Here is a 24,262-nt window from a genome sequence, read left to right on the forward strand (position 1 = left end):
GGGTCGGGGCGTCAGCGGGGCGGCAGCGTGCCCAGCAACCGGGCGGCGACCTCCGGCGGGGGGTTTCCGTCCTCGCCGGGCATGGTGTGCAGCAGATGACTGAGCCGCTGGTACTCCGTCGGTGTGGTGACGAGCCTCGGCAGCAGAGCGGCGAGCGCCCATTCGACGGCGGTGGAGCGGTCGGCGGCCAGGACCCACGCGCGCATCGCCGCGAGCGCGCTCGTCGTGTGGTGCGGGTCGCCGAGCGCCTCGCGCCACAGGTGCGCGATGCCGTCCGCGGCCCGGTTCTCGTCGGTCGCGGCGCGGGCGTACCAGTCGAGGACCAGCGGGACGCCGTGGCGCTCGTCGTCCTGGGTGCGGCCGCAGGCGCCGATGAAGCCGCCGACGGCCAGGTCGTGCACGGCGCGGTCGTCGTCGAGGTGGGTGCGCAGGTCGTCGAGGACCTCGGAGGAGGCGGGGGAGAGCAGCAGCAGCACCACGGCCTCCGCGAGCTCCCCGGCCGTCTCCACGTCGAACTCGTCCGGGTCGCCGGCGTGCCGGTACAGCTCGCGGGCCGCGGCGCGCAGCGCGGCGAGCGCCTGGGCCGGCCGCTCGGGGCCGATCAGGGCGTACGCGCGGACCGCCACCCAGCGCAGCCGGCGGTCCTCGGCGGCCGACCAGGTGTCGAGGATGCGCGGCACGTTGGGGGTGCCGATGTGGTGGGCCAGGGTCAGCGAGTTGACGGCGACGAGCCGGTGGCGGAACCGGTTGGACCGGGCCCACGGCTCGATGACCAGCGCCATCGCGGACGGCAGGTCGGTACGGGCGAGGACGGCGACGGTCGAGGCGGCGCGGGTGCGCACCAGGGGGCGGCCGTCTTCGGCGAGCCGGCGCAGCCACTGGATCAGCGCGGGCCGCGCCGACGGGTGGCCCGTCCACACCTCGCGCAGCAGCACCAGCGAGGCCCGCTCGTCGTGGAACGCGGCCTTCGTCTGCGTGACCGGTCCCCACTCGGTGTGCTCCTCGCCCTCGGACAGCCGGGCGCGGGCGAGCTGGAGGCGCTTGCCGATGTGGGTGCCGAAGACCGGGATGTCCGCGGCCAGGGAGCGGTTCTGGGTCTGCTGGAGGAAGTCGTAGAGCCGGTCCCCGAGTTCGGCGGTGAGCGCGTAGGGGCCGTCGTCGAACGCGGCGAGCGCGATCAGGAACGCCTTGTCCCGCAGGTGGACGGTGGTCTCGTCCTCCTCGAACCACTCGCGGACCTGGTTCTCCAGCGACACCAGCGAGAAGGAGGCGACCTCCTGCTCGGTGGCCCCGCCCTCGGCATACCGGCCGAGCAGTTGGGCGAAGGCGGCGACCTCGCGCGGTTGATGGCCGTGGTCGAGGAACTCCTTGACCGCCGGCAGCCCCAGCAGGCGCGGTACGGCGTCCTCGCCGGCGCGGACCCGCAGGTGCGCGGCGAGCACGTCCTCGGTCGCGGGCGGCCGCCACACGAAGGGGAACACGTCGTCCTCCAGGACGGCGGTCGGTCCGACGGTGATCACCGCGTACGCGTTCCGCTCGGCGAGGCGGTCGGCGGCGCCGAGCAGGTGGGTTTCGCGGAGGGCGCTGCCGCGGCGGGTCTCCAGGTCGCACAGCACGTAGCCGCGGGCCGCGCCCGTGCGATCCGTGGTGCCGTCCGGCGTGTCGTCGCGTGCGGTGAAGGCCTCGGCCAGGGAGCCCGGCGTGGTCGCGCGGTCGAGGGCGACCACCGGGGCGGCGCCGAGCCGGTGCAGCAGCATCAGGGCGGCCGTGCGGCGGCCGGTGAATCGGGCGCCGGACAGCACCAGCACACGCTCCCGGCGCAGCCGTTCGACCAGGTCGCCGAAGGCGTCGTCGGCGGTGACGAAGGTGGCGGCGAGCCGGGTGAGGGTGGTGGGCGGGATCTCCCCCGAGGCGGAGGCGGCCGTGGACAGGCCGGGGAACGTCCAGTGGTGGACCGTCTTGCTGCCCATGACCACGTCTCCGGTGACCCGGCCGCCGGAGACGCCGTGCTGGTCGCCCGTGACGTAGCCGCCGCCGAACGCCGCGTGCGTGCCGACCTTCATGGTGCGGGGGCTGTGGTCGACCAGGTCGCGGCGGGCCGCCCACGCGTCCTGCGGCTGGTCGTGCTCCTCCGTCTCCTCGGCGGAGGACTCCTTCGCGGGGTGCTCGTCGGGGGCGGTCCCGTCCGGGGCGGCGGCGTCCCCCGGGGCCGCCGGGTCGGGGCCGGTCATGAGCGGTCTCCGTCCGTCTTGCTGCCCATGACCACGTCTCCGGTGACCCGGCCGCCGGAGACGCCGTGCTGGTCGCCCGCGACGTAGCCGCCGCCGAACGACACGGAGCCGCCGTTGACGTCCAGGACCGGACCCGGCGCCGGGGCTCCCCGATGTGCTGCCGGCGCCGGGCGGTTCCGGGTGTCCTCCGTGTCCCTCGTGGTCCCCGTGGTCTCCGGGGCGGCCGGGGCGGCCGGCGCCGGGCGGTCCCCCGATCCGCCCGGCGCCTCCCCCGCCCCCCGCTCACCGTGGTCCTCCCCGGCCGGCGGCACGGGGCCGTGCAGCCACGCCGTCAGCGGGCCGTTCTTCGTGCCCACCGTCACCTGGTGGAAGTCGGCGGCCGGGACGCCCGGGTGGTCGTGGCGTACGACGCCCTGGTACACGGAGTCCGAGACGCACAGGGCGAAGTCGTCGGGGCGCTCGCGCAGGGCCGCGCGCAGGAGGGCGGCGTCCAGCAGGCGGCAGGCGTGGTTCAGGTCGGAGCCGACCCAGCCGTCGAGGTCGTCGACGGCCACGTATCCGCCGGCGACGACGCCGCGGAGCCGCATCTGCGCCGAGCGCGACGCCATGCGGTTCAAGGCGCGCAACTGCACGGGGACCTCGGTGAGCAGCGCCCGCAGCAGCGCGGTGACCGGGGCGTTCGCGTCGATCAGCTCCATCACGGAGTCGCCGCGGTCGGCGCGCGTGCGCAGCGTCTCGTCGATGCCGGCGGTCTCCAGCGCCCGGTCGGTGACGTCGTACAGCATGCGCCGCAGATACGCCTGCTCGACGTCGTCCCGGTCGCTGAACCTCTCGATGTCCAGCAACAGGATCGTGCGGCTCACGGGGTGGGTCATGGTCGCCCTTCGGGGGATGGGGTGGTCGCGCAGGGCAGCAGAGTGGCGTGAGCGGGGGGTGGGGCGTGAGGGCGTATGACCCACAGAAACTGTGTACGCGTACACAGAAGCGCGCCTCGAAGGGGCGGGGACGGGCTGCTGGGGGGTGCCGTCCGCGCCCACCCGTGCCGCCTTGCGGCACGACTGCCCGCAGACGGCGGCGGTGGTGCGGCCCTGAGGGGGCGCGGGGAACCGCGCGCTCAGCCGCCGCGGACCGGCAGGTGCAACCGACTCTGCCGCCTCCCGCCGGACGGGGGCGGACCGGCAGGTCAGAGCCCCGCGTCGCCCTCGTTGGCCGCCGTGTCGGCGACCCAAGCCCGCGGGGGCGACGGAATCGCCGGGGCGGCCTGGTCGGTGGTGGCGATGCGCCGAAGAACGTCGGGCCGGCGGACCAGCAGGGTGCGCCGCCCCGTGGACACCGCGTCTTTCTGCCTGAGCTCGCGCAGCAGCTTCTGCACCATCTCCCGAGACGCCCCCACCGACCCCGCCAGCTCCTGCTTGCTCAGCGGCACGGCCAGCTCGACGCCGTCAGGCGTACGGCGGCCGTGGCTGCGGGCCAGGTCCAGCAGCAGCACGGCGAACCGCTGACGTACGCTCATCGACGCGAACTCCAGCCGCCGCCGGTCCGCCGCCCGGGTGCGGTCCGCGGTGAGGCCGAGGAGCGCGAAGGACGCGGCGGGCGACCGGCCCAGGAACTCCTTGAACCGCGCGTGCTCCACGGCCACCGCCCGGACCGGCTCCAGCGCGGTCACCGTCGCCGATCGCGGCCGCCCGGTCAGCGCGGCGGACTCGCCGACCACGTCGCCGGCGCCGCGCAGCGCGAGCAGCGCCTCGTAGCCGTTGGCGGCCGCGGCCGTGACCTTCGTCCATCCTTGGACCAGGAACAGCACGTGGGAGGACGGCTCGCGCTGGTGCAGCAGCACCACGCGCGGCGCGAAGCGCAGCTCACGGCCGAGTCCGAGCAGCGCGGTGCGCTCCTCGTTCTCCAGACGGGCCAGGAACGGCACCCTGTCCTCCAGGCCACCGTCGTCCGGACCGTACGACGCCGATGTCATCAGGCTGGATCCCCCCGTTCGTGTGCGGCGGACGGATCAAAGTACTGAGCGCCGGGCCTGTAAAGGGCGTGAACCGGCCAACACGTCGAACGGACGCGTACCGTGCCGAAGGAACCGCGGGTCCCGTCAGGGAGAACCGCGAGAAGTCGGGCGTGTCGCGTCCCACTCCATTTGTTTTGACCGGAGTCCATGAGCTAGGTACGCTCAGACCTTGTGCCTGGGGTGTGCCCTGGCCTTCGTGCGTGCCATCACACCGCACCGGGGGCTGTGAAACGGCCACCGCGATTCAGCGCTTCCTTCTGCCTTGCGGTGGGAGTCCGCCGGATTCGACACACCCGACCGCGTGGGTCGGAGATGTTCCAGGTTAGCTGTACCCATCGGCACACAGAAACCGGAGAAGTAGTGCCTACGATCCAGCAGCTGGTCCGAAAGGGCCGGCAGGACAAGGTCGAGAAGAACAAGACGCCCGCACTCGAGGGTTCCCCTCAGCGCCGTGGCGTCTGCACGCGTGTGTTCACGACCACCCCGAAGAAGCCGAACTCGGCCCTGCGTAAGGTCGCGCGTGTGCGTCTGACCAGCGGGATCGAGGTCACCGCCTACATTCCGGGTGAGGGACACAACCTGCAGGAGCACTCCATCGTGCTCGTGCGCGGCGGCCGTGTGAAGGACCTGCCGGGTGTTCGTTACAAGATCATCCGCGGTTCCCTCGACACCCAGGGTGTCAAGAACCGCAAGCAGGCTCGCAGCCGTTACGGCGCCAAGAAGGAGAAGTAAGAATGCCTCGTAAGGGCCCCGCCCCGAAGCGCCCGGTCATCATCGACCCGGTTTACGGCTCCCCTCTGGTGACCTCCCTGATCAACAAGGTGCTGCTGAACGGCAAGCGCTCCACCGCCGAGCGCATCGTCTACGGCGCCATGGAGGGCCTGCGCGAGAAGACCGGCAACGACCCGGTCATCACGCTGAAGCGCGCTCTCGAGAACATCAAGCCGACCCTCGAGGTCAAGTCCCGCCGTGTCGGTGGTGCCACCTACCAGGTCCCGGTCGAGGTCAAGCCCGGCCGTGCCAACACGCTGGCGCTGCGCTGGCTGGTCGGTTACTCCCGCGCCCGTCGCGAGAAGACCATGACCGAGCGTCTGCTCAACGAGCTCCTCGACGCCAGCAACGGCCTGGGCGCCGCTGTGAAGAAGCGTGAGGACACGCACAAGATGGCCGAGTCCAACAAGGCCTTCGCGCACTACCGCTGGTAGTCGCAGACCCCATCGAGACCGAGAGAAGACTGAAGCCTTATGGCTACCACTTCGCTTGACCTGGCCAGGGTCCGCAACATCGGGATCATGGCCCACATCGACGCGGGCAAGACGACGACCACCGAGCGGATCCTGTTCTACACCGGCGTTTCCTACAAGATCGGTGAGGTCCACGACGGCGCTGCCACCATGGACTGGATGGAGCAGGAGCAGGAGCGTGGCATCACGATCACCTCTGCTGCCACCACCTGCCACTGGCCGCTGGAGAACGTCGACCACACCATCAACATCATCGACACGCCGGGCCACGTCGACTTCACCGTCGAGGTGGAGCGTTCCCTGCGCGTGCTCGACGGTGCCGTGACGGTGTTCGACGGCGTCGCCGGCGTCGAGCCCCAGTCCGAGACCGTGTGGCGTCAGGCGGACCGCTACGGCGTTCCGCGCATCTGCTTCGTCAACAAGCTCGACCGCACCGGTGCCGAGTTCCACCGCTGCGTCGACATGATCAGCGACCGCCTGGGTGCGCAGCCGCTCGTCATGCAGCTGCCCATCGGTGCCGAGGCCGACTTCCAGGGTGTCGTCGACCTCGTCACGATGAAGGCCTTCGTGTGGTCCGCCGAGGCGGCCAAGGGCGAGATGTACGACATCGTCGACATCCCGGCCACGCACACCGAGGCCGCCGAGGAGTGGCGCGGCAAGCTGCTCGAGGCCGTCGCGGAGAACGACGAAGAGCTGATGGAGCTGTACCTCGAGGGCCAGGAGCCCTCCGTGGAGCAGCTGTACGCGGCGATCCGTCGCATCACCATCGCCTCCGGCAAGGGCGGCGGCACCACCGTCACCCCCGTGTTCTGCGGCACCGCGTTCAAGAACAAGGGCGTGCAGCCCCTGCTCGACGCCGTCGTGCGCTACCTGCCCTCCCCCCTGGACGTCGAGGCCATCGAGGGCCACGACCCCAAGGACGCGGAGCAGGTCGTCGCCCGCAAGCCGTCGGACGAGGAGCCCCTCGCCGCGCTCGCGTTCAAGATCATGAGCGACCCGCACCTCGGCAAGCTCACCTTCGTCCGCGTGTACTCCGGCCGTCTGGAGTCCGGCACCCAGGTGCTGAACTCCGTGAAGGGCAAGAAGGAGCGCATCGGCAAGATCTACCGCATGCACGCGAACAAGCGTGAGGAGATCGAGTCGGTGGGCGCCGGTGACATCGTCGCCGTCATGGGTCTGAAGCAGACCACCACTGGTGAGACGCTGTCCGACGACAAGAGCCCGGTCATCCTGGAGTCCATGGACTTCCCGGCGCCGGTCATCCAGGTCGCCATCGAGCCCAAGTCGAAGGGCGACCAGGAGAAGCTCGGCGTCGCGATCCAGCGGCTCGCCGAGGAGGACCCCTCGTTCCAGGTTCACTCGGACGAGGAGACCGGCCAGACCATCATCGGCGGTATGGGCGAGCTGCACCTCGAGGTGCTGGTCGACCGCATGCGCCGTGAGTTCAAGGTCGAGGCCAACGTCGGCAAGCCCCAGGTCGCGTACCGTGAGACGATCCGCAAGACCGTCGAGCGCGTCGACTACACCCACAAGAAGCAGACCGGTGGTACCGGTCAGTTCGCCAAGGTGCAGATCGCGATCGAGCCGATCGAGGGCGGCGACGCCTCGTACGAGTTCGTGAACAAGGTGACCGGTGGCCGCATCCCGAAGGAGTACATCCCTTCGGTGGACGCCGGTGCCCAGGAGGCCATGCAGTTCGGCATCCTGGCCGGCTACGAGATGACGGGCGTCCGCGTCACGCTTCTCGACGGTGGCTACCACGAGGTCGACTCCTCCGAGCTCGCGTTCAAGATCGCCGGTTCGCAGGCCTTCAAGGAGGCCGCGCGCAAGGCCGGCCCTGTGCTGCTCGAGCCGATGATGGCCGTCGAGGTCACCACGCCCGAGGACTACATGGGTGAGGTCATCGGCGACATCAACTCCCGCCGTGGCCAGATCCAGGCCATGGAGGAGCGGGCCGGTGCCCGCGTCGTGAAGGGTCTCGTGCCCCTCTCGGAGATGTTCGGCTACGTCGGCGACCTGCGCAGCAAGACGTCCGGCCGTGCCAGCTACTCCATGCAGTTCGACTCCTACGCCGAGGTTCCGCGGAACGTCGCCGAGGAGATCATCGCGAAGGCCAAGGGCGAATAAGGGGCTCCGTTTAACGGACTCCGTAACAACGCTTTAGGCTTGACCCCGGAGCCTGCAAGTGGTCATTCCACCGTCACCCGGTGGAATGACCCGGGCCCGGGTTTCCCAGCAAAGATCACCTGGCGCCGATGAAGTAAGGCGTACAGAACCACTCCACAGGAGGACCCCAGTGGCGAAGGCGAAGTTCGAGCGGACTAAGCCGCACGTCAACATCGGCACCATCGGTCACATCGACCACGGTAAGACGACCCTCACGGCCGCCATTACCAAGGTGCTGCACGACGCGTACCCGGACCTGAACGAGGCCTCGGCCTTCGACCAGATCGACAAGGCTCCCGAAGAGCGCCAGCGCGGTATCACCATCTCCATCGCGCACGTCGAGTACCAGACGGAGACGCGTCACTACGCCCACGTCGACTGCCCCGGTCACGCGGACTACATCAAGAACATGATCACGGGTGCGGCGCAGATGGACGGCGCCATCCTCGTGGTCGCCGCCACGGACGGCCCGATGCCGCAGACCAAGGAGCACGTGCTCCTGGCCCGCCAGGTCGGCGTCCCCTACATCGTCGTCGCCCTGAACAAGGCCGACATGGTCGACGACGAGGAGATCCTGGAGCTCGTCGAGCTCGAGGTGCGTGAGCTCCTCTCCGAGTACGAGTTCCCGGGCGACGACGTTCCCGTCGTCAAGGTCTCCGCCCTGAAGGCCCTCGAGGGCGACAAGGAGTGGGGCAACTCCGTCCTCGAGCTCATGAACGCGGTCGACACCGCGATTCCGGAGCCGGAGCGCGACGTCGACAAGCCGTTCCTCATGCCGATCGAGGACGTCTTCACGATCACCGGTCGCGGTACGGTCGTCACCGGCCGTATCGAGCGTGGTGTCCTGAAGGTCAACGAGACCGTCGACATCATCGGCATCAAGACCGAGAAGACCACCACCACGGTCACCGGCATCGAGATGTTCCGCAAGCTGCTCGACGAGGGTCAGGCCGGTGAGAACGTCGGTCTGCTGCTCCGCGGCATCAAGCGCGAGGACGTCGAGCGCGGCCAGGTCATCATCAAGCCGGGCTCGGTCACCCCGCACACCGAGTTCGAGGCCCAGGCCTACATCCTGTCGAAGGACGAGGGTGGCCGTCACACCCCGTTCTTCAACAACTACCGCCCGCAGTTCTACTTCCGTACGACGGACGTGACCGGCGTCGTGACCCTCCCCGAGGGCACCGAGATGGTCATGCCGGGTGACAACACCGAGATGAAGGTGGAGCTCATCCAGCCCGTCGCCATGGAGGAGGGCCTGAAGTTCGCCATCCGTGAGGGTGGCCGGACCGTGGGCGCCGGCCAGGTCACCAAGATCGTCAAGTGACGTTCTGACCTGGTAGCTCCTGCTGCGAGCACCTGAAGGGGCCCGCACGACTTCGGTCGTGCGGGCCCTTTCGCTTGGGCGCTTGGGCGCGGGGGCGCGGGGGCACGGGGGCTCGTGGGCTCGTGGGCTCGGAAGCGCGGGAGCGTCAACGCGTGCCGGCCGGTTCGCTCGGTCGCGTGATCGCTGCCGCATATCCGTCCGGCGTATGCCAAGCCCATAGCTTCGCCTCATGGTCAGCTCATCCCATGAGGCCCTGCACCGGATCTTCCAACAGGACCCGGGGCTGTTCGCCCGCGCCGCCCGACACCTCGGCGTCGCCTTCCCGCCACCCGTCTCCACCGTCGAACTCTCCACGGACCTCACGGAGACCCAGCCCCTGGAACGCCGGGTGGACACGCTCCTGCAGATGAACACCGAGGACGGCAGTTTCCTCCTGGCGGTCGAGTCGCAGGGCCGACCCGCCCCGGACAAGCCGGCCAGTTGGGCCTACTACCTCTCCTACGTGTACGTCAAGTACCGCATTCCGCCGGTGCTCCTCGTCGTCTGTGCCGACCGGGGGACGGCCGAGTGGGCCGCCCGGCAGGTCGACATCGGACCACGGCAGTGGTGCTCGCTCAGCCTGCGCCCTCTCGTCCTCGGACCCGACGACGTGCCGGTGATCGACAGCCCGGACGATGCCGCTCGCGACATCCCGCTCACCGTCCTGTCCGCGGCGCTGCACCGCCGTGACCCGGGCGCCGATGCCATACTGAACGCGCTGGCCAAGGCACTCAAGGGCTTGTCGGCCGACGACGAGAACACCGCGACCACCTTCATCGAACTCACGGAACAGGGCCTGGGCGCGACGCAGGCCGCGGAATTGTGGAGGCACCTCATGGCCGTCGACCTTTCGTTCTTCCAGTCGCAGACCGCGCAGCAGCTTCGGGCGGAGGGCCGGGCGGAGAGCCGGGCGAAGGACCTGCTGCTCCTGCTGGGACACCGGGGTGTCGAGGTCTCCGAGGAGGACAGGGAGCGCATCGTCGGCTGTGGTGATCCCGACGTCCTGGGCCTGTGGTTCAGGAAGGCCCTCACCGCGACGTCGACGGCGGAGGTGTTCGCGTCGGAGGCTGAGGCCGGGGCGGACGCCGGCTGACGGCCTTGAGGTCGGGCGTCCTGGCGGCGGCGTCGGCCGGTGCCGCCGTTGGTGACGGTGTTGCCCGGCTGGAAGGGGGCGCGTCACTGCGCCTGCCCGAGGCGGGATCGTGTCCCGCGCCGGTCGTCAGTGCGTTCGGCGCAGGCCGTCGACCAGGACTGATGCCAGCCGGCGGGCGTCGTAGTCCGGGTCGGTCTCCGCGCCGATGCAGAGGTTGCCCACGCCGCGCATCAGGGTGAGGGCGGCGATGTCCTCGCGGATCTCCCCGGCCGTCCTCGCGGCGTCGAGCAGCTGCGTGCAGACGGGGACGAGGCGGTCGAGGAAGTACGTGTGCAGGCCCTCGAAGCCCGACTGGTCGGAGCGCAGGACGGCGGCCAGGCCGTGCTTGGTGACCAGGAAGTCGACGAAGAGGTCGATCCACTGCCGCAGGGCGTCGTGCGGGCTCGGGGCGGACTCCAGCAGGGCCGGGCCTGCCTCGGCGCAGGCCTCCACCTGGTGCCGGTAGACGGCGATGATCAGGTCCGCCCGGGTGGGGAAGTGTCGGTAGAGGGTGCCGAGGCCCACGCCGGCCCGGGAGGCGATGTCGCGCACCGGGGCGTCCACGCCGGACGTGACGAACACCGCGGCGGCCGCCTCCAGCAGCGTCTCCTTGTTGCGCCGGGCGTCCTTGCGCCGTGACGCGGTGTCGCCCGCGTCGCCGTCCTTGTCCCTCTGGTTCACCGCGTCGTCCTCCACCTCGCGCATGCCTCCGCATGGTCTCACGCACGCCCGAGGGCGCCTCTCCGTACCCGGGTCGCCGGAACCACTGGCAAAGCGGAACAGTGTTCCGTATTGTAGGCCGCGTACCGGAACGCTGTTCCGTTTCCCTACTCGTGAGGAGACCACGGCATGCAGTACCGCACTCTCGGCCGCACCGGCGTCCAGGTCAGCACCCTCGCGCTCGGCGCGATGAACTTCGGCGCCATCGGGCGCACCACGCAGGAGGAGGCCACCGCCATCGTCGACGCGGCCCTGGAGGCCGGCGTCAACCTCATCGACACCGCCGACATGTATGGCAACGGCGAGTCCGAGGAGATGGTGGGCAAGGCCATCGCCGGCCGCCGCGACGACATCGTGCTGGCCACGAAGGCGACCATGCCGATCGGTGACGAGCGCAACCACCGCGGCAGCTCGCGCCGCTGGATCCACACCGCCCTGGACGACAGCCTGCGCCGCCTCGGTGTCGACCACGTGGACCTCTACCAGATGCACCGCTGGGACCCGACGACCAGCGACGAGGAGACCCTGTCCGCCCTCACCGACCTCCAGCGCGCCGGCAAGATCCGCTACTTCGGCTCCTCGACCTTCCCGGCATACCGCATCGTGCAGGCGCAGTGGGCCGCCCGCGAGCACCGGCTCGGCCGCTACGTGACCGAGCAGCCCAGCTACTCGATGCTGCAGCGCGGCGTCGAGGCCCACGTCCTCCCGGTGACGGAGGAGTACGGCATGGGCGTGCTGGCCTGGTCCCCGCTGGCCTCGGGGTGGCTCTCGGGCGCGGTGCGCAAGGGCCGGGACGTCGCCACCCACCGCTCGGCGATCCTGCCGGAGCGCTTCGACCCGGCGCTGCCGCACAACCAGGCGCGGTACGACGCGGTGGAGCGGCTGGCCGGGGTCGCGGACGAGGCCGGGCTCACCCTGATCCAGCTCGCGCTCGGCTTCGTCACCGCGCACCCCGCCGTGACGGCCGCGCTCATCGGCCCCCGCACGGTGGAGCACCTCCGCTCGCAGCTCGCCGCCGCGGACACCGTGCTGTCCGCCGACGTCCTCGACGCGATCGACGAGATCGTCGCCCCGGGGACCGACCTGGCGCCCGGCGAGAAGTTCGACACGCCGCCCGCGCTGCTCGACGCGTCCCTGCGCCGCCGTCGCTGACCACCGCCGCCCGACGAGGAAGGGGCCCCGGCCCATGCCCGACACGACACATCCGCCCGCCCGGCCCGGGCGGCCCAGCTTCGGCGTCATGACCGCGCCCACACAGGTCGGTTACGACGACCTCGTCCGCGTCTGGCGCGAGGCCGACGAGGTTCCCGAGATCGAGCACGCCTGGCTGTTCGACCACCTCATGCCCATCTGGGGCGATCCCGACGGGCCGACGTTCGAGGGTTGGACGCTGCTGGCGGCCCTCGCGGCGCAGACGCGGCGGATGCGGCTGGGGGTGATGGTCACCAGCAACCGGTTCCGGCCGCCCGCCCTGCTCGCGAAGATCGCGACGACCGTCGACGTCGTGTCGGGCGGCCGGCTCGACTTCGGCATCGGTGTCGGCTCGCGCCCGCATCCGCCAGAGGCGTGGCGCGAGTATCCGGCCCACGGGCTGCCGTTCCACGAACCGGCGCGGGCGGTGGCGAGCCTCGCCGAGGCCTGCGTGCTGGTCAAGCGGCTGTGGACGGAGGAGAAGCCCTTCGACTTCCACGGCGAGCACCACCGGCTGACGGGGGCGTTCGGCAGCCCGAAGCCGGTGCAGCGCCCGCACCCGCCGATCCTCGTCGGCGGCCGGTCGTCGGCGACGCTGCGCGTGGTCGCCGAGCACGCCGACCTGTGGAACGTCCCGGGCGGCGACCTCGACGACGTGCTCCGCCGCAGCGCCCTGCTCGACCGGTACTGCGCCGACATCGGCCGCGACCCCGCGTCGATCGTCCGGTCGATCCACCTCCCGGTCGACACCGACCGGCCCGACGCCGTACGGGACGCCGTGGGGGAGGCGCTGGACGCGGGGTTCGCGCACATCGTGCTCGGGCTGCCGGCTCCGTTCCCCGAGGGCATCGCCCGGTGGGTGGCGGAGGAGGTGATCCGCCCTTCGGCGGGATGAGCGCCGCGCGAAAACACCGCACGTGCACGGGTATTGACGCGCCGCTCGGCGGGACCGTACCGTCCGGCCATCCCTAATGTTTCGGATGCCGCATCGAAACATTCGAGAATGACGATGGGAATGAGAGCCCCCGCATGAGACCCTTCCGTTTCGCCACCGTGGCCCTCGCCACCGCAGCACTCGCCCTGCCGCTCCTCGGCGGTTCGGCGTCCGCCGCCTCGCCGGCCGGACCCAAGGCGCCGCCGCACGCCCACGGCTCGCACGCCCCGCTGCGCGCGGCCGCCCCCGAAGGTTTCGTGATCGGCACCGCGGTCGCCGGCGGCGGCCACCACCTGGAGCAGGACTACCCGGACCCCTTCACGTACGACAAGGAGTACCGGAAGGTCCTGGGGCGGGAGTTCAGTTCGGTCTCGCCCGAGAACCAGATGAAGTGGGACTACATCCACCCCGAGCGCGACCGCTACGACTTCGAGCAGGCGGACGCGATCGTCGAGTTCGCCCGCAAGAACCGCCAAGTGGTGCGCGGTCACACGCTGTTGTGGCACAGCCAGAACCCGGCATGGCTGGAGGAGGGCGACTTCACCAAGGCCGAGCTGCGCGGGATCCTGCGCGAGCACATCACCAAGGTGGTCGGCCGTTACAAGGGCAAGATCCAGCAGTGGGACGTGGCGAACGAGATCTTCGACGACCAGGGCAACCTGCGCACGCAGGAGAACATCTGGATCCGTGAGCTCGGTCCGGAGGTCGTCGCGGACGCGTTCCGCTGGGCGCACAAGGCGGACCCGAAGGCGAAGCTGTTCTTCAACGACTTCAACGTCGAAAGCGTCAACGCGAAGAGCGACGCGTACTACGCGCTGGTGAAGGACCTGCTCAAGCAGCGCGTGCCGGTGCACGGCTTCTCCGTGCAGGGCCACCTGAGCACGCGCTACGGCTTCCCCGGTGACCTCGCCGACAACCTGCACCGCTTCGACGCGCTCGGCCTGGAGACCGCGGTCACCGAGCTGGACGTCCGCATGGACGTGCCCGAGGGCTCGCTGCCGACCCCGGCCCAGGAGAAGCAGCAGGCCGAGTACTACCAGCGGGTGCTGGAGGCGTGCCTGGACGTCGAGGGCTGCAACTCGTTCACCATCTGGGGCTTCACCGACAAGTACTCGTGGGTCCCGGTGTTCTTCGAGGGCGAGGGCTTCGCGACGGTCATGACGGAGGACTTCGACCGCAAGCCGGCGTACTACGCGCTGCGCGACACGCTGAAAGACGCCCGTCACGACGACTGCGGGAAGGGCGGCCCGAAGGGCCCGAAGCACCGCAAGCACTGAGCGGTTCCCCACACGTCCCCCACACCGCCGCCCCGGCCCGGTCGCCCGTCACCGGTCCGGGGCGGTTCCAAGCTCACGCGGGAGCGGTGGCGCTGCTGTGCGGCAGTCGCGGCAGTGGGTTTCTGTTTCCGGGGCGCGGAAGGCGCGGTCGCAGGTGTAGCAGGTGCGGAGTTTGTGGCGGACGGGGGGTGGGGCGGTGGCCGGGGTGCGGTAGGGGGGTGGGGGTGGGAGTTGGGCTGTGAGGCGGTGGGCGAGGAGGGCGGCGGGGCGGCGGAGGGGGGTGTCGGGGAGGTCGGTGGTGAGGGCGTGGCGGACGGTGGTGGGGGTGACCTCGCGTTCGAGCCAGGCGATGACGCCGGGGGCGAGGTGTGCGGTGTCGGTGGCGGAGAGGAGGATGCGGGGGTCGTGGCGGCGCAGGCCGGTGAGGAGGTCGGTGGCCTGCTGGTGGAGGGCGGTGGCGGCGGCCTGGGTGGGCTGAGGGACGGCGGGGAGGGCCTTGCGGGGGCGGGGCTCCGGCCTGTGGGCGGTCCGGGGTGGCGTGGGGCAGTCGGTGTCGGCCGGGCGGCGGTGGTGGCCGGGCTGGTTGCAGGAGATGGTGCGGGTGATGATCCGGCCGGTGGATGTGCGGACGCGTTCGCGGCGGAGGTAGCCGTGGGTTTCCAGCTCCCGCAGGGCGGCGGCGATGCGCGTGGCGCCCTCTTTGAAGCGGGCGGTCAGCGACTTGATGTCGGCCGGGGCGCCGGTGGGGAGGGACTGGAGGTGGCAGCCGAGGCCGATCGCCAGCAGGGAGAGTTCCCTGTGCTGGGTGAGGTGGTTGCCGATCACCGTGAAGCGTTCGGTGTGGCGGGTGTTCTCGTGAATGACGCCGCCGGTGTGGTGACACGATCGGGCCGGATCGCCGGCGAGGACTGACTGGGCGCGCGGGGGCGCGCTAGGGTTTTGGGTATCCATCGGGAAGGTTCCAGCTTCCTTGGTGGTCAGGCCCTCGCACCGGGACGGCAATCCCGGCGGGGGCCGAAGTCTTTCTCGGGGTGTGTGCGCTGAGCGTAGAGGCGTCCGGGGCTCGAAAATCCAGTTGAGCCGGTGATGTTCACCCGCCCGAGTGATCACGGGCCTCGGGCGGGAGGGGTGGGGCTTGGTGGGGTGATTTCCCCCAAGTTCTTGCTTGGGGACCGCTGGAGGCACCGGAGCTTCAGATCTCGGGCTCCGGTGCCGTAAGGCGCAGTTCGGCCCAGACGGTCTTGCGCGGGAAGCGGTCCTCGGACACGCCCCAGCGGTCGGCGAGCGCTTCGACGAGAAGGAGGCCGCGGCCCGACTCGGCGTCGGGGCTGGGCGGTTGGTGCTGGGGCAGTCGGTCACCCCGGGTGTCGGTGACTTCGATACGGAGCGTGTGGCCCACCACGTGGAACGCGAGACGGAAGTCCCGTCCCGGCACGCGGCCGTGGGTGACGGCGTTGGCGGCCAGTTCGGCGACGACGTGGCGTGCGGCCTCCGGGTCGTATCCCCAGTCGCGGAGGTGGGCGTCCGTGAGAAGCCGGGCAAGGCGGGCGCTGCGTGGGGTGGCGGACAGCAGCACGCTGAAGTGGGGGAAGTGACTGGTCGATTGAGCCGTGATGCCGGCGGTTTCCTGATGCACGGCATCCAGAGTGGTGATCTACATCTGTCGCCGTGAGTGATTGGGATCGCGCGTGCCGTCACTGTCGGTGATGTGTCCGAGGTTGTCGGCGTTGTCGGCGCGGGGGAGCGAAGAGGGCTCGGTTCCTGTACCGAGCCCTCTGCCCGACCGCTGCTCAGTGGCTGGAGAAGTCGGCTTCGTTGCCCGTGCTCACTGCTTGGGGACTTGGATGCTGACGTACCAGCGGACGGACTCCTCCGTCACCACGGTGAAGTGGAGTTTGCGCGGCGACTTCAGGTTCATCTGGTTCGCGTTTTTCTCCACCTCCACACCGGAGCACCCCAGGGAGAACCCTCCGATGCCTTCGAGGGAGATTTCGAGATCAACCGGCTTCGAGCGTGAAATGCAGTTCACCTTGATCCAGGACTCTCCCTTCGGTAGTTCTATCGTGCCGAACTGCTGGACTCCGCGATGAGGGCCTTCGGAGAGGATTTCCTTGTATCCGGCGTCCACCTCAGGGGCGGTCAACGGTTCCTGGGGAGGTGGTGCGACGGTCGACTGGGACGGGTCCGGAACGTTGGGTTTGTCCGAGCCGTCCTCGCCCGTGCAGGAGGTCAGCAGCCCGCACAGGACGGCTGCCGTGGCGAGGGCCACGCGACGGGATCGCATCAGGAACTCGTTTCCCAGTACTTGAACCCGACGGTCTCGTTGGCGACGTCAGCCTCCCCGTACGAGATCTGGGTCTTCTTGCAGTTGGGCAGCTGATAGTACTTCTGCCACTTGACGTGGTGACCCCACGAGCCGAACTGCGCGTTGCCGTACTTGTTGCGGCTGATGTCGCGCCGGTACTGGTGCTGCGTCTCCCAGGACACCTCCTTGACCGACTCGCGGCTCACCTCGGCCTTCGCCTCGGCCACGATGCCGCTAACGGACACTCCTCCGCCGGCCGTGATCTTGGTCGTCACGGATCCGGCCTTCACCCGCGTCAGGACCATGGTTCCCCCGGGGCCGTCCTTGTAGATCGGGCCCTTGCCCAGGTGCTTCTTCGAATGGGCGTAGATGTCGGTCTTCCATCCCCCGTCACAGACGCCCAGCGGCGCAGGTTCCGGAGAATCCGCGAAGGCGACTCCCGGAGTCGCGACGGTAATGGCGCATATGGAAATGACTGTGAATGCAGCGCGCTTCATTTTTCCCCCAAATCGGACGTGCATGCGGCCGGGGGTTGGTCAAATCGCCCGGCTTATCGGTCGTGATCAGATCATGCTTTGACCCTTATCCGGGGGCATCTGTCCATTCCGTTACTCACCCGTTACTGCTTGAGTTTCTTTTGAGCTTTCGCAAAAGGGATGTCGGTGGTTCCCTTTTTCTTGGTTCAGGGGGAGTAATTAAATTCAATTTTGAAGCAGCCTGAGGGTGCTGCCCCTCTGGGGTTTTGGTGGCCCGGGAGGGGGTCGATCGTGAGTGCTCAGGCGGGACGTGGTGATTAAAAGTATGAATTGTGCGTTTCTCGCACTGATGGTTCTGTCGCGATCTAGCGTGAGTGGTGGCGGGCCTCCCTGCGTGTGGTGACTGTCCGCTGGTTGTCCGGTGCTGTCCGGGCTGTCGAGGTGGTTGGTACGGGTAGGGCGCCGCGGTACGGCGCGGGACGACGGAGGGGTGCGGCATGTCGGTGGACGGTGAGGCGGTACGGCCCAAGGGTGAGGCGGACGAGCCGGGGTGGGAGGTGGACCCGGACGACGAGTGGGGCGTTGCCGTCATCACCACGGTGGGGCGGCAGTTGAAGCTGCGGCGCGAGGCGGCGGGGATGCGGGCCGGCCAGTTCGGGGCGGCGATCGGGTACGGGGAGGACCTTGTCTACAAGGTCGAGGGCGGGAAGCGGATCCCTCAGCGGGAGTATCTGGACAGGGCGGACGAGGTGTTGGGGGCGGGTGGGCTGCTTTCGGCGGCTTGGGAGGACGTGAAGAGGGTCCGGTATCCGAAGAGCGTGCGAGCGCTGGCGGAGCTGGAGGCCAAAGCGGTCGAGCTGGGTGTGTACGTCGGGCTCAGCATCCATGGGTTGTTGCAGACGCCGGAGCATGCGCGGGCTCTGTTCGAGGTGTCCCAGTCCGCCTACTCGGAAGAGGAACTGGATCAGCTGGTGGCCGCGCGGATGGCACGCAAATCGATCTTCGAGCGGAGTCCAGCGCCGATGCTCAGCTTCGTCCAGGAAGAGGTGGCGCTGCGCCGACGGGTTGGGGGCACAATGGTGTGGCGTCAACAACTCGAACACCTGCTGGAGTTGGCGCAGCGGCGCAACGTCACCCTTCAGGTGATGCCGACAGGCGCGGGGGAGCACCCTGGGCTGAGCGGCAAGATCGAGGTGCTGAAGTTCGGAGACGGTACAGCGGTAGGGCGCTCCGATGGAGCGTTCAACGGGCGCCCAACCTCCGAACTGAAGCAGCTCCGCATCCTTGAGCTGCGATACAGCACTATTCGGGCTCAGGCTCTCTGCCCGAGGGAGTCCCTGTCCTTCATCGAGCAACTGCTGGGAGAAGAATGATCCGCGAGACCGCTGCCGGTGATGCCTCCGAACTGGCATGGTTCAAGAGCAGTTACAGCGATGGTCCCGAGGGCGACTCTTGCGTCGAGATCGCGATAGCGCCCAGTACCATCCGCGTCCGCGACTCCAAGAACGTGGAGGGTCCTCAGCTGGCACTCACTACTGTTGCGTGGGCGGACTTCGTGGCGTACGCCTCGGAAAGGTGATGCTTCAATGGCGCGCCCGCCCCGGTTGTCGCCGTGGCGGGCGCGTTGGCGTCTGACTCAGAACAACACGTCGGGCTTGGGAAGCAGGCCGTCGTCGGAGAAGTCCTTCGTGGCGTGCTGAGGGCTGCGCGCAGCGGCCCACGCCTTCACCCTGCCCCTACGGGCGGCAGCCCTGCGCTTCTTGGCCTCGGGTGTGTGCAAGCCCCTGCACCGCTACGAAAGCCTAGAGGGCGCTGTGGAGGGGATGTGCAGGTATGCCGGAAGGCGGGGCGCAGCCGAGTGGCACCTCCGGACTTCGTACAACCCATCCAGGTAGCGGACGATCCGGCCCGGCTCTTGGTATCGCGTTAACACTGGAGTAACACTGGGAGGGTCGGCCGCTCTGTCGTATACGAACGGGGCGGCCCTGTCCCGCGCGCGGCAACGGCGCCGAGCGCTCATCACCGGTCACGTACCGGTGTCAGCCGTGCCAGAAAGGGACCCCGTGACCTCACGCCCCGACCCCAAGATCTCGCTCGACCAGCTCCGCGCCGAGGTGGAGCGCCGCAACCCGGCGGAGCCGGAGTTCCACCAGGCAGCGCGTGAGGTGCTGGAGACGCTCGCCCCCGTGCTCGCCGCCCGGCCGGAGTACGCCGACCCGGGCCTCGTGGAGCGGCTCGTCGAGCCCGAGCGGCAGATCATCTTCCGGGTGCCGTGGACGGACGACAACGGCCGCGTCCACGTCAACCGGGGCTTCCGCATCGAGTTCAACAGCGCCCTCGGCCCGTACAAGGGCGGGCTGCGCTTCCACCCCTCGGTGAACCTCGGGATCATCAAGTTCCTCGGCTTCGAGCAGATCTTCAAGAACGCGCTCACCGGGCTCGGCATCGGCGGCGGCAAGGGCGGCAGCGACTTCGACCCGCAGGGCCGCAGCGACGCGGAGGTCATGCGCTTCTGCCAGTCGTTCATGACGGAGCTGTACCGGCACATCGGCGAGTACACCGACATCCCCGCCGGTGACATCGGCGTCGGCGCCCGCGAGATCGGCTACCTCTTCGGCCAGTACCGGCGCATCACCAACCGCTGGGAGGGCGGTGTCCTCACCGGCAAGGCCGCCGGCTGGGGCGGCTCGCTGATCCGCCCGGAGGCGACCGGCTACGGCAACGTGCTGTTCGCCGAGGCCATGCTGCGCGCCCGGGGCGAGGACCTGATGGGGCAGACCGCGGTGGTCTCAGGCTCCGGCAACGTCGCGATCTACACGATCCAGAAGCTCGCCGCCCTCGGAGCCAACCCGATCACCTGCTCCGACTCCAGCGGCTACGTCGTCGACGAGAAGGGCATCGACCTGGACCTGCTGCGCCAGGTCAAGGAGGTCGAGCGCGGCCGGGTGAGCGACTACGCGGACCGCCGGGGCGCGTCCGCCCGGTTCGTGCCCGGCGGACGCGTCTGGGAGGTCCCGGCGGACGTCGCCCTGCCCTCTGCCACGCAGAACGAGCTGAACGCCGTCGACGCCGCGGCCCTCATCCGCAACGGCGTGAAGGCCGTCTCCGAGGGCGCGAACATGCCCACCACGCCCGAGGCCGTCGACCTGCTCCAGCAGGCCGGCGTCGCCTTCGGCCCCGGCAAGGCGGCCAACGCGGGCGGTGTCGCCGTCAGCGCGCTGGAGATGACGCAGAACGCGTCACGCACCAGCTGGAAGGCCGACCAGGTCGAGGCCGAGCTGGCCCGGATCATGACCGACATCCACACCACTTGCGCCGAGACCGCCGAGCGCTACGGCGTACCCGGTGACTACGTCGCCGGAGCGAACATCGCCGGGTTCGAGCGGGTCGCGGACGCGATGCTGGCGCAGGGCGTCATCTGACACGTACGGCTCATGGGGCCGAGGGCAGCGCGCCCTCGGCCCCGCCCGCGTTCAGGGCGTCGGGATGCCCGCCGGGCCGGCCGGGCGGCCGAAGCGGGCGGGGACGCCCGGCGAGTACAGCACGCTGACCGGTTCACCGGCCGGCGCGGGCAGCCCCGCCGCCGCGACCAGGTCCTCCTCGCACTCCAGCAGCTCGGCCCGGTACAGCGGCCAGCGCGGATGAGCGTTCGGCAGGTACATCGGGCGTCCGAAGAACACGCCGTGCATGCCCCAGCGGGCGGTGAGGAAGTGCTCCAACTCGGTCGGCTCGACAATTGCCTCTCCCCGCCGCACGGTGAGCCGCGTCCCCGCACCGCGCGGCCCGGGCAGACGCCGGGAGGCGGTGTACGTGACGGTGCGGTCGTCGTCGTGCCGTACGCGCATCCGGGACCAGACGTACGGCATCCCGAAGCCGAGGCGGCCGACCAGCACCGGGATCAGCCGGGAGGCGTCCAGGGACAGGAACACCACCCCGCGCCGGCCGTGGTCGTCCACGGAGTACAGGCGGACGTTCGTCTCCGGGAAACTCCCCAGGTACGGCACGCCCGGCAGCCGCAGCCACCCCACCCGGTGCATCCGGAACGCGACGAGACCGACGTACGTCACCCCGCCGAGGGTGTCGGGCACGGCGCCCGGCGGCAGCAGCCCCGCCACGTCGGCCGGGTCCACCGCCCAGTGCACGAACGTCAGGTCCAGCCAGGACTGGGTGAGCAGCGGACGCGCGATCGCGTCCGGCGGGTCGGGCGTCACGGGCTGCGGGGTGGACGGCACGGCGCCAGTATCGCGGAGTGCGCGTACCCCACATGGCCCTGGTCGGGTCCCGGGGTGCTCGGCGACGCTGGACGCATGGAGAAGCTCTCACTCGACGCCCTCGTCCGCACCCACCTGGAGCAGGCTGCCACCGCCTCCAGCGGCCGCAGCGCGACCACCGTCTACGGCGGCCACGAGCACACCCTGCGCCAGACCCTCCTCGCCCTGACCCCCGGAACGGAGCTCGCCGAGCACGACAGCCCTGGCGAGGCCACCCTCCACGTCCTGCGCGGCCGCGTCCGCCTGACCAGCGGCGACACGGAGTGGGAGGGCCGCACCGGCGACCTCCTCGTCATCCCGGACGCCCGCCACGGGCTGCAGGCGCTGGAGGACGCGGCGATACTGCTGACGGTCGCGAAGAAGGGCTGACGGTGACCGGAGACGGTAGGCCGGTCGAGGAGTTCGCGGCAGAACTGCTCGCCCGGGAGGTCTTCGGCCCGCTCGGCGGGGTGGTGGAGATCGGAGCGGTGAACGCCACGGGCACGTGGCGCCTGGCCGACGTATCACTGGGCGACTTCCTGGACGGGCGCGGGGCCGAGGTGGACGTGCTGCTGGCGGGCGTCCGGTCGGCCTGCGCCTTCGACAGCACGACGATGAGCATCGCCTGGGGCCTGGGCTGGCTCCGCCCCCACGACGTGACCGCCGCCTCGCTGCTCCTCTGGTCGGGCGGGCTGACGGGCGTCCCGGCGGAGCTGGAGTCGCCGGCGGTGGTCCGGCACATGTGCCAGGTCGGCGCGGACCTCCAGCTCACGCGCCTGCTGCACGCGTCGGTGACCGCGGCGGTGACGGCCCGCACGGGGGCGAAGCGGGGCGCGCGCGCACTGGCGGCCGTACTGACGGCGGCCTGCACCCTCTCGGGTGGCCGCGCCCGTCGGACGTTCTGTGTCTGTGGCGGGTCGCCCACCTCGTGCACGTCCTCCGCCCCGGCTCGGACGCATCGGACGCCGGCCGCTCGGCCTTCCGGGCGTACGAACACGTCCTGACGGCGACCTTCGGCGACTGACGGGCCCGCGTCCGACGCGATGACGGCGCGATGGCACGATGTCGGCACGTCATCGAGCGAAGGGGGACGCCGGCGTCATGGCCCGTTACATGGAAGCGCTGACCGTCGAGCGGGGCGGTTTCCGGATCAAGGTGCCGGAGAGCTGGTGGGAGTTCGACGTCCGTCCCGAGTCCCGGGACGACTCGATCCACCGCATGGTGACCGAACGGCTGCGCGCCCACCCCGAATTGACCCCGCACCGCGACACATACATCTCCTTCCTGCGCAAGGCGGCGGCGGACGCCTGGAAGTCGGGTGCGCTGTACTGCGGCTGCATGGCGGAGACCTTCGGGGGCGACACCCCGATCACCGGCTCGGTCACGGTGTCCCTGGTCGGCGGCCGCACCAGCAAGGGCGACCCGCTCCCCACCGACCCGGAGGCGGTCGTCGCGCAGCTCGCCGTCAAGGAGGCCAGGCGGGAGGGCGACTCCTGGCGCAAGGTGACGACGGTCGACATCCCGGGCGTCGGCCCGGCGGCCCGGACGTACGGCATCGAGGACGTGCCGGTACCGGACGACGAACTCGGCCGCACGATCCGGGCCGTGCTGATGCAGACGTTCATCCCGGTGCCGGGGCAGGAGGGCAAGGTCGCCCTGGTCGCGGGCAGCAGCCAGGTCCTGGACCTGGCGGAGTCCTTCTTCGACATCTTCGACGCGATCACGTCGACGTTCCGGTTCGCGGACTGAGTGGCCTGAGTGGACTGAGTGGGCATGACGCGGTCGTGGGACTGGGCGACTGGGGAGGGCCTCCTGGGGCTCGACACCCGGAGGAGTGGGACGCCGCATTCGAACGCGGTGAGCGGAGTTTGGGCACGGCGGCGATCGGCCTGGCCTTCAACTGCTCGCTGGAGGACGCCTCCCCGCGTCTCGTCCGCGCGACGCAACTCCCGGACACCGACCAACGAGGCTTCGCCTTCACGGCGGTGGGGACGGCGGCACGGCTGAACGGGCACTGACGCCGGAGCTGTACGAGGTGCTGCGCGCGGCCGGCCCCGGACGCAAGAGCATCGCCGTGAACGCGGTCGACGACACCCTGACCTTCGTACCGTTCCGCGACCTGCCGCCGTGGCTGAAGCGGTGGGCGGTGTACGCGACGGTCCGGGACAAGCTGGAAGGCTGGTGGCTGCGGGGGGAGGACGCGGCGCGTCGCGTGTGGCAGGCCGTGCGCCGTGGATGACGCGGCACTGGCGGAACGGGGAATCGAGAACGAGCCTGGTTCAAGGGGAGGGGGCTGGATGTGATTGTTCCTTCGAGACTGCTGGGTGACCTGCTCGAACAGATCGACCAGAAACGAGCGGCTCATCTGGCACTGGACTTCGCACGGCACGTGCTGGATCTGGAGCGGGACGAGATCGAGGAGCCCGTGTGGGCCGCGTGCTTGGGGTACGTCGAGGCGTGCCACTACGCGATCGATCTCGGGGAGGTTCCTCCTCGGCTGTCCGAGGCGAAGGAGCGACTGTGGGAAGCCGCCGCACGGTGGAACACCGACAGACACGTCCTCGCCCGGGGAGCGGGGCTGGTGCTCGACGCCGCACGGGTCGGTACCGAGCAGATGCTGGCCAAGGCGGCGGGGCATGGCCCCTCCACCCCGATCCCTTGCCTCTACGTGGCCCGTCGGCTCCAGGCGGAGGTCGGCCGCTGGGCCGCGCAGCACCGTCCGGCTGGCGCCGACGAGCGACTCGCCGCCCGCCGCGCCCGCTGGGAGGAAGCCCGCTGGCAGGTGCGGCACGTCATCGCGTCGGAACCGAACCCGCACGAAGACGCGTGAGGAGGAGCGGCCATGCGCATCGGCACGGGAGTCGTCCACGCCTGTCCGGGAGAGGGAACGCCCCGAGAACTCCTGGTCCGGTACGAGTGAGCTCCTGCTGACGTGCCGGTGACCGTGGCCCCAGCACGTGGT

At 70.0% G+C, this 24,262-nt stretch carries 27 protein-coding genes; 17 read left to right on the forward strand and 10 right to left on the reverse strand.

The features are described from left to right. Window positions 1-11 precede the first annotated feature (11 nt). The 3 genes from MTR79_RS03090 to MTR79_RS03100 all read right to left on the reverse strand — a co-directional run bounded on the left by MTR79_RS03090 (window position 12) and on the right by MTR79_RS03100 (window position 4,200). Window positions 12-2,231 (reverse strand): hypothetical protein, encoded by a 2,220-nt coding sequence (locus MTR79_RS03090; RefSeq protein WP_244789083.1) that lies wholly within the window; start codon window positions 2,229-2,231, stop codon window positions 12-14. Beyond that, a complete protein-coding gene (locus tag MTR79_RS03095; protein WP_244789085.1) occupies window positions 2,228-3,106 on the reverse strand; it encodes a hypothetical protein in 879 nt (292 codons plus the stop codon). The genes MTR79_RS03090 and MTR79_RS03095 overlap by 4 nt, the downstream gene beginning before the upstream one ends. 308 nt (window positions 3,107-3,414) lie before the next feature. Beyond that, window positions 3,415-4,200 carry a Crp/Fnr family transcriptional regulator gene (locus MTR79_RS03100; protein ID WP_189366643.1) on the reverse strand — a complete coding sequence of 262 codons (786 nt, stop codon included), beginning with the start codon at window positions 4,198-4,200 and terminating at the stop codon, window positions 3,415-3,417. A gap of 402 nt (window positions 4,201-4,602) precedes the next feature. Here MTR79_RS03100 and rpsL point away from each other — a divergent pair, with 402 nt between their 5' ends. The 5 genes from rpsL to MTR79_RS03125 all read left to right on the forward strand — a co-directional run bounded on the left by rpsL (window position 4,603) and on the right by MTR79_RS03125 (window position 10,108). Then, the gene (gene rpsL / locus MTR79_RS03105) at window positions 4,603-4,974 is read left to right on the forward strand and encodes a 30S ribosomal protein S12 (RefSeq protein ID WP_003948652.1); all 372 of its coding nucleotides are present in this window, start codon (window positions 4,603-4,605) and stop codon (window positions 4,972-4,974) included. Between the two features lie 2 nt (window positions 4,975-4,976). Next, the gene (gene rpsG / locus MTR79_RS03110; RefSeq protein WP_003998848.1) at window positions 4,977-5,447 is read left to right on the forward strand and encodes a 30S ribosomal protein S7; all 471 of its coding nucleotides are present in this window, start codon (window positions 4,977-4,979) and stop codon (window positions 5,445-5,447) included. 39 nt (window positions 5,448-5,486) lie between these two features. Next, window positions 5,487-7,613, forward strand: a complete 2,127-nt coding sequence (fusA, locus tag MTR79_RS03115; RefSeq protein WP_048458062.1) for an elongation factor G — start codon at window positions 5,487-5,489, stop codon at window positions 7,611-7,613. A 169-nt stretch (window positions 7,614-7,782) separates the two neighbouring features. Beyond that, window positions 7,783-8,976, forward strand: a complete 1,194-nt coding sequence (gene tuf, locus MTR79_RS03120) for an elongation factor Tu (RefSeq protein WP_048458061.1) — start codon at window positions 7,783-7,785, stop codon at window positions 8,974-8,976. 229 nt (window positions 8,977-9,205) lie between these two features. Then, window positions 9,206-10,108, forward strand: a complete 903-nt coding sequence (locus MTR79_RS03125; protein WP_244789087.1) for a hypothetical protein — start codon at window positions 9,206-9,208, stop codon at window positions 10,106-10,108. Between the two features lie 126 nt (window positions 10,109-10,234). Here MTR79_RS03125 and MTR79_RS03130 read toward each other — a convergent pair whose 3' ends face one another. Next, window positions 10,235-10,852: a TetR/AcrR family transcriptional regulator gene (locus tag MTR79_RS03130; RefSeq protein WP_244789089.1), complete on the reverse strand. Its 618-nt coding sequence runs from the start codon at window positions 10,850-10,852 to the stop codon at window positions 10,235-10,237. A 144-nt stretch (window positions 10,853-10,996) separates the two neighbouring features. On the opposite strand from MTR79_RS03130, the gene MTR79_RS03135 reads away from it, so the two are divergent. From MTR79_RS03135 to MTR79_RS03145, 3 genes are all read left to right on the forward strand, one after another. Then, complete coding sequence (locus MTR79_RS03135) at window positions 10,997-12,019, forward strand: aldo/keto reductase (protein WP_244789091.1); 1,023 nt, start codon at window positions 10,997-10,999, stop codon at window positions 12,017-12,019. A 34-nt stretch (window positions 12,020-12,053) separates the two neighbouring features. Then, window positions 12,054-12,953: an LLM class flavin-dependent oxidoreductase gene (locus MTR79_RS03140; protein WP_086702132.1), complete on the forward strand. Its 900-nt coding sequence runs from the start codon at window positions 12,054-12,056 to the stop codon at window positions 12,951-12,953. A gap of 134 nt (window positions 12,954-13,087) precedes the next feature. After that, window positions 13,088-14,269, forward strand: a complete 1,182-nt coding sequence (locus MTR79_RS03145) for an endo-1,4-beta-xylanase (protein ID WP_189366640.1) — start codon at window positions 13,088-13,090, stop codon at window positions 14,267-14,269. Window positions 14,270-14,317: 48 nt separating this feature from the next. Here MTR79_RS03145 and MTR79_RS03150 read toward each other — a convergent pair whose 3' ends face one another. From MTR79_RS03150 to MTR79_RS03165, 4 genes are all read right to left on the reverse strand, one after another. Next, complete coding sequence (locus MTR79_RS03150) at window positions 14,318-15,220, reverse strand: helix-turn-helix domain-containing protein (protein WP_244789094.1); 903 nt, start codon at window positions 15,218-15,220, stop codon at window positions 14,318-14,320. Window positions 15,221-15,461: 241 nt separating this feature from the next. Beyond that, entirely contained in the window at window positions 15,462-15,905 is a 444-nt protein-coding gene (locus tag MTR79_RS03155; RefSeq protein ID WP_244789096.1) for an ATP-binding protein, read from the reverse strand. 189 nt (window positions 15,906-16,094) lie between these two features. Further along, complete coding sequence (locus MTR79_RS03160; protein ID WP_244789098.1) at window positions 16,095-16,538, reverse strand: hypothetical protein; 444 nt, start codon at window positions 16,536-16,538, stop codon at window positions 16,095-16,097. 14 nt (window positions 16,539-16,552) lie between these two features. Further along, window positions 16,553-17,071: a hypothetical protein gene (locus tag MTR79_RS03165; protein WP_244789101.1), complete on the reverse strand. Its 519-nt coding sequence runs from the start codon at window positions 17,069-17,071 to the stop codon at window positions 16,553-16,555. A gap of 476 nt (window positions 17,072-17,547) precedes the next feature. On the opposite strand from MTR79_RS03165, the gene MTR79_RS03170 reads away from it, so the two are divergent. Continuing rightward, the gene (locus tag MTR79_RS03170; protein WP_189366847.1) at window positions 17,548-18,423 is read left to right on the forward strand and encodes a helix-turn-helix transcriptional regulator; all 876 of its coding nucleotides are present in this window, start codon (window positions 17,548-17,550) and stop codon (window positions 18,421-18,423) included. Then, the gene (locus MTR79_RS03175; protein WP_189366848.1) at window positions 18,420-18,629 is read left to right on the forward strand and encodes a DUF397 domain-containing protein; all 210 of its coding nucleotides are present in this window, start codon (window positions 18,420-18,422) and stop codon (window positions 18,627-18,629) included. The genes MTR79_RS03170 and MTR79_RS03175 overlap by 4 nt, the downstream gene beginning before the upstream one ends. A gap of 57 nt (window positions 18,630-18,686) precedes the next feature. On the opposite strand, the gene MTR79_RS03180 is transcribed toward MTR79_RS03175, so the two are convergent. Beyond that, the gene (locus MTR79_RS03180; protein ID WP_189366849.1) at window positions 18,687-18,830 is read right to left on the reverse strand and encodes a hypothetical protein; all 144 of its coding nucleotides are present in this window, start codon (window positions 18,828-18,830) and stop codon (window positions 18,687-18,689) included. A gap of 283 nt (window positions 18,831-19,113) precedes the next feature. Here MTR79_RS03180 and gdhA point away from each other — a divergent pair, with 283 nt between their 5' ends. Further along, window positions 19,114-20,472, forward strand: coding sequence for an NADP-specific glutamate dehydrogenase (gdhA, locus tag MTR79_RS03185; protein WP_175449283.1), 1,359 nt, complete (start codon window positions 19,114-19,116; stop codon window positions 20,470-20,472). Window positions 20,473-20,523: 51 nt separating this feature from the next. Here the strand turns inward: gdhA and MTR79_RS03190 are convergent, their stop codons facing one another. Continuing rightward, window positions 20,524-21,282, reverse strand: a complete 759-nt coding sequence (locus MTR79_RS03190) for a DUF2071 domain-containing protein (protein ID WP_244789103.1) — start codon at window positions 21,280-21,282, stop codon at window positions 20,524-20,526. Window positions 21,283-21,357: 75 nt separating this feature from the next. On the opposite strand from MTR79_RS03190, the gene MTR79_RS03195 reads away from it, so the two are divergent. The 6 genes from MTR79_RS03195 (at window position 21,358) to MTR79_RS03220 (ending at window position 24,130) form a co-directional block, all read left to right on the forward strand. Next, window positions 21,358-21,690: a cupin domain-containing protein gene (locus MTR79_RS03195; RefSeq protein ID WP_086699967.1), complete on the forward strand. Its 333-nt coding sequence runs from the start codon at window positions 21,358-21,360 to the stop codon at window positions 21,688-21,690. Between the two features lie 2 nt (window positions 21,691-21,692). Beyond that, entirely contained in the window at window positions 21,693-22,304 is a 612-nt protein-coding gene (locus MTR79_RS03200) for a hypothetical protein (RefSeq protein WP_244789105.1), read from the forward strand. Window positions 22,305-22,401: 97 nt separating this feature from the next. Further along, window positions 22,402-23,049 (forward strand): hypothetical protein, encoded by a 648-nt coding sequence (locus MTR79_RS03205; RefSeq protein WP_244789107.1) that lies wholly within the window; start codon window positions 22,402-22,404, stop codon window positions 23,047-23,049. Between the two features lie 119 nt (window positions 23,050-23,168). After that, window positions 23,169-23,318: a hypothetical protein gene (locus MTR79_RS03210; protein ID WP_244789109.1), complete on the forward strand. Its 150-nt coding sequence runs from the start codon at window positions 23,169-23,171 to the stop codon at window positions 23,316-23,318. A 17-nt stretch (window positions 23,319-23,335) separates the two neighbouring features. After that, entirely contained in the window at window positions 23,336-23,539 is a 204-nt protein-coding gene (locus MTR79_RS03215) for a hypothetical protein (protein WP_244789111.1), read from the forward strand. Between the two features lie 60 nt (window positions 23,540-23,599). Next, window positions 23,600-24,130 (forward strand): hypothetical protein, encoded by a 531-nt coding sequence (locus tag MTR79_RS03220; protein WP_244789113.1) that lies wholly within the window; start codon window positions 23,600-23,602, stop codon window positions 24,128-24,130. The last annotated feature ends 132 nt before the right edge of the window (window positions 24,131-24,262 follow it).

Origin of the sequence: Streptomyces sp. BJ20 (genome assembly GCF_022869105.1) — a bacterium.
GTDB classification, from domain to species: domain Bacteria; phylum Actinomycetota; class Actinomycetes; order Streptomycetales; family Streptomycetaceae; genus Streptomyces; species Streptomyces griseoincarnatus.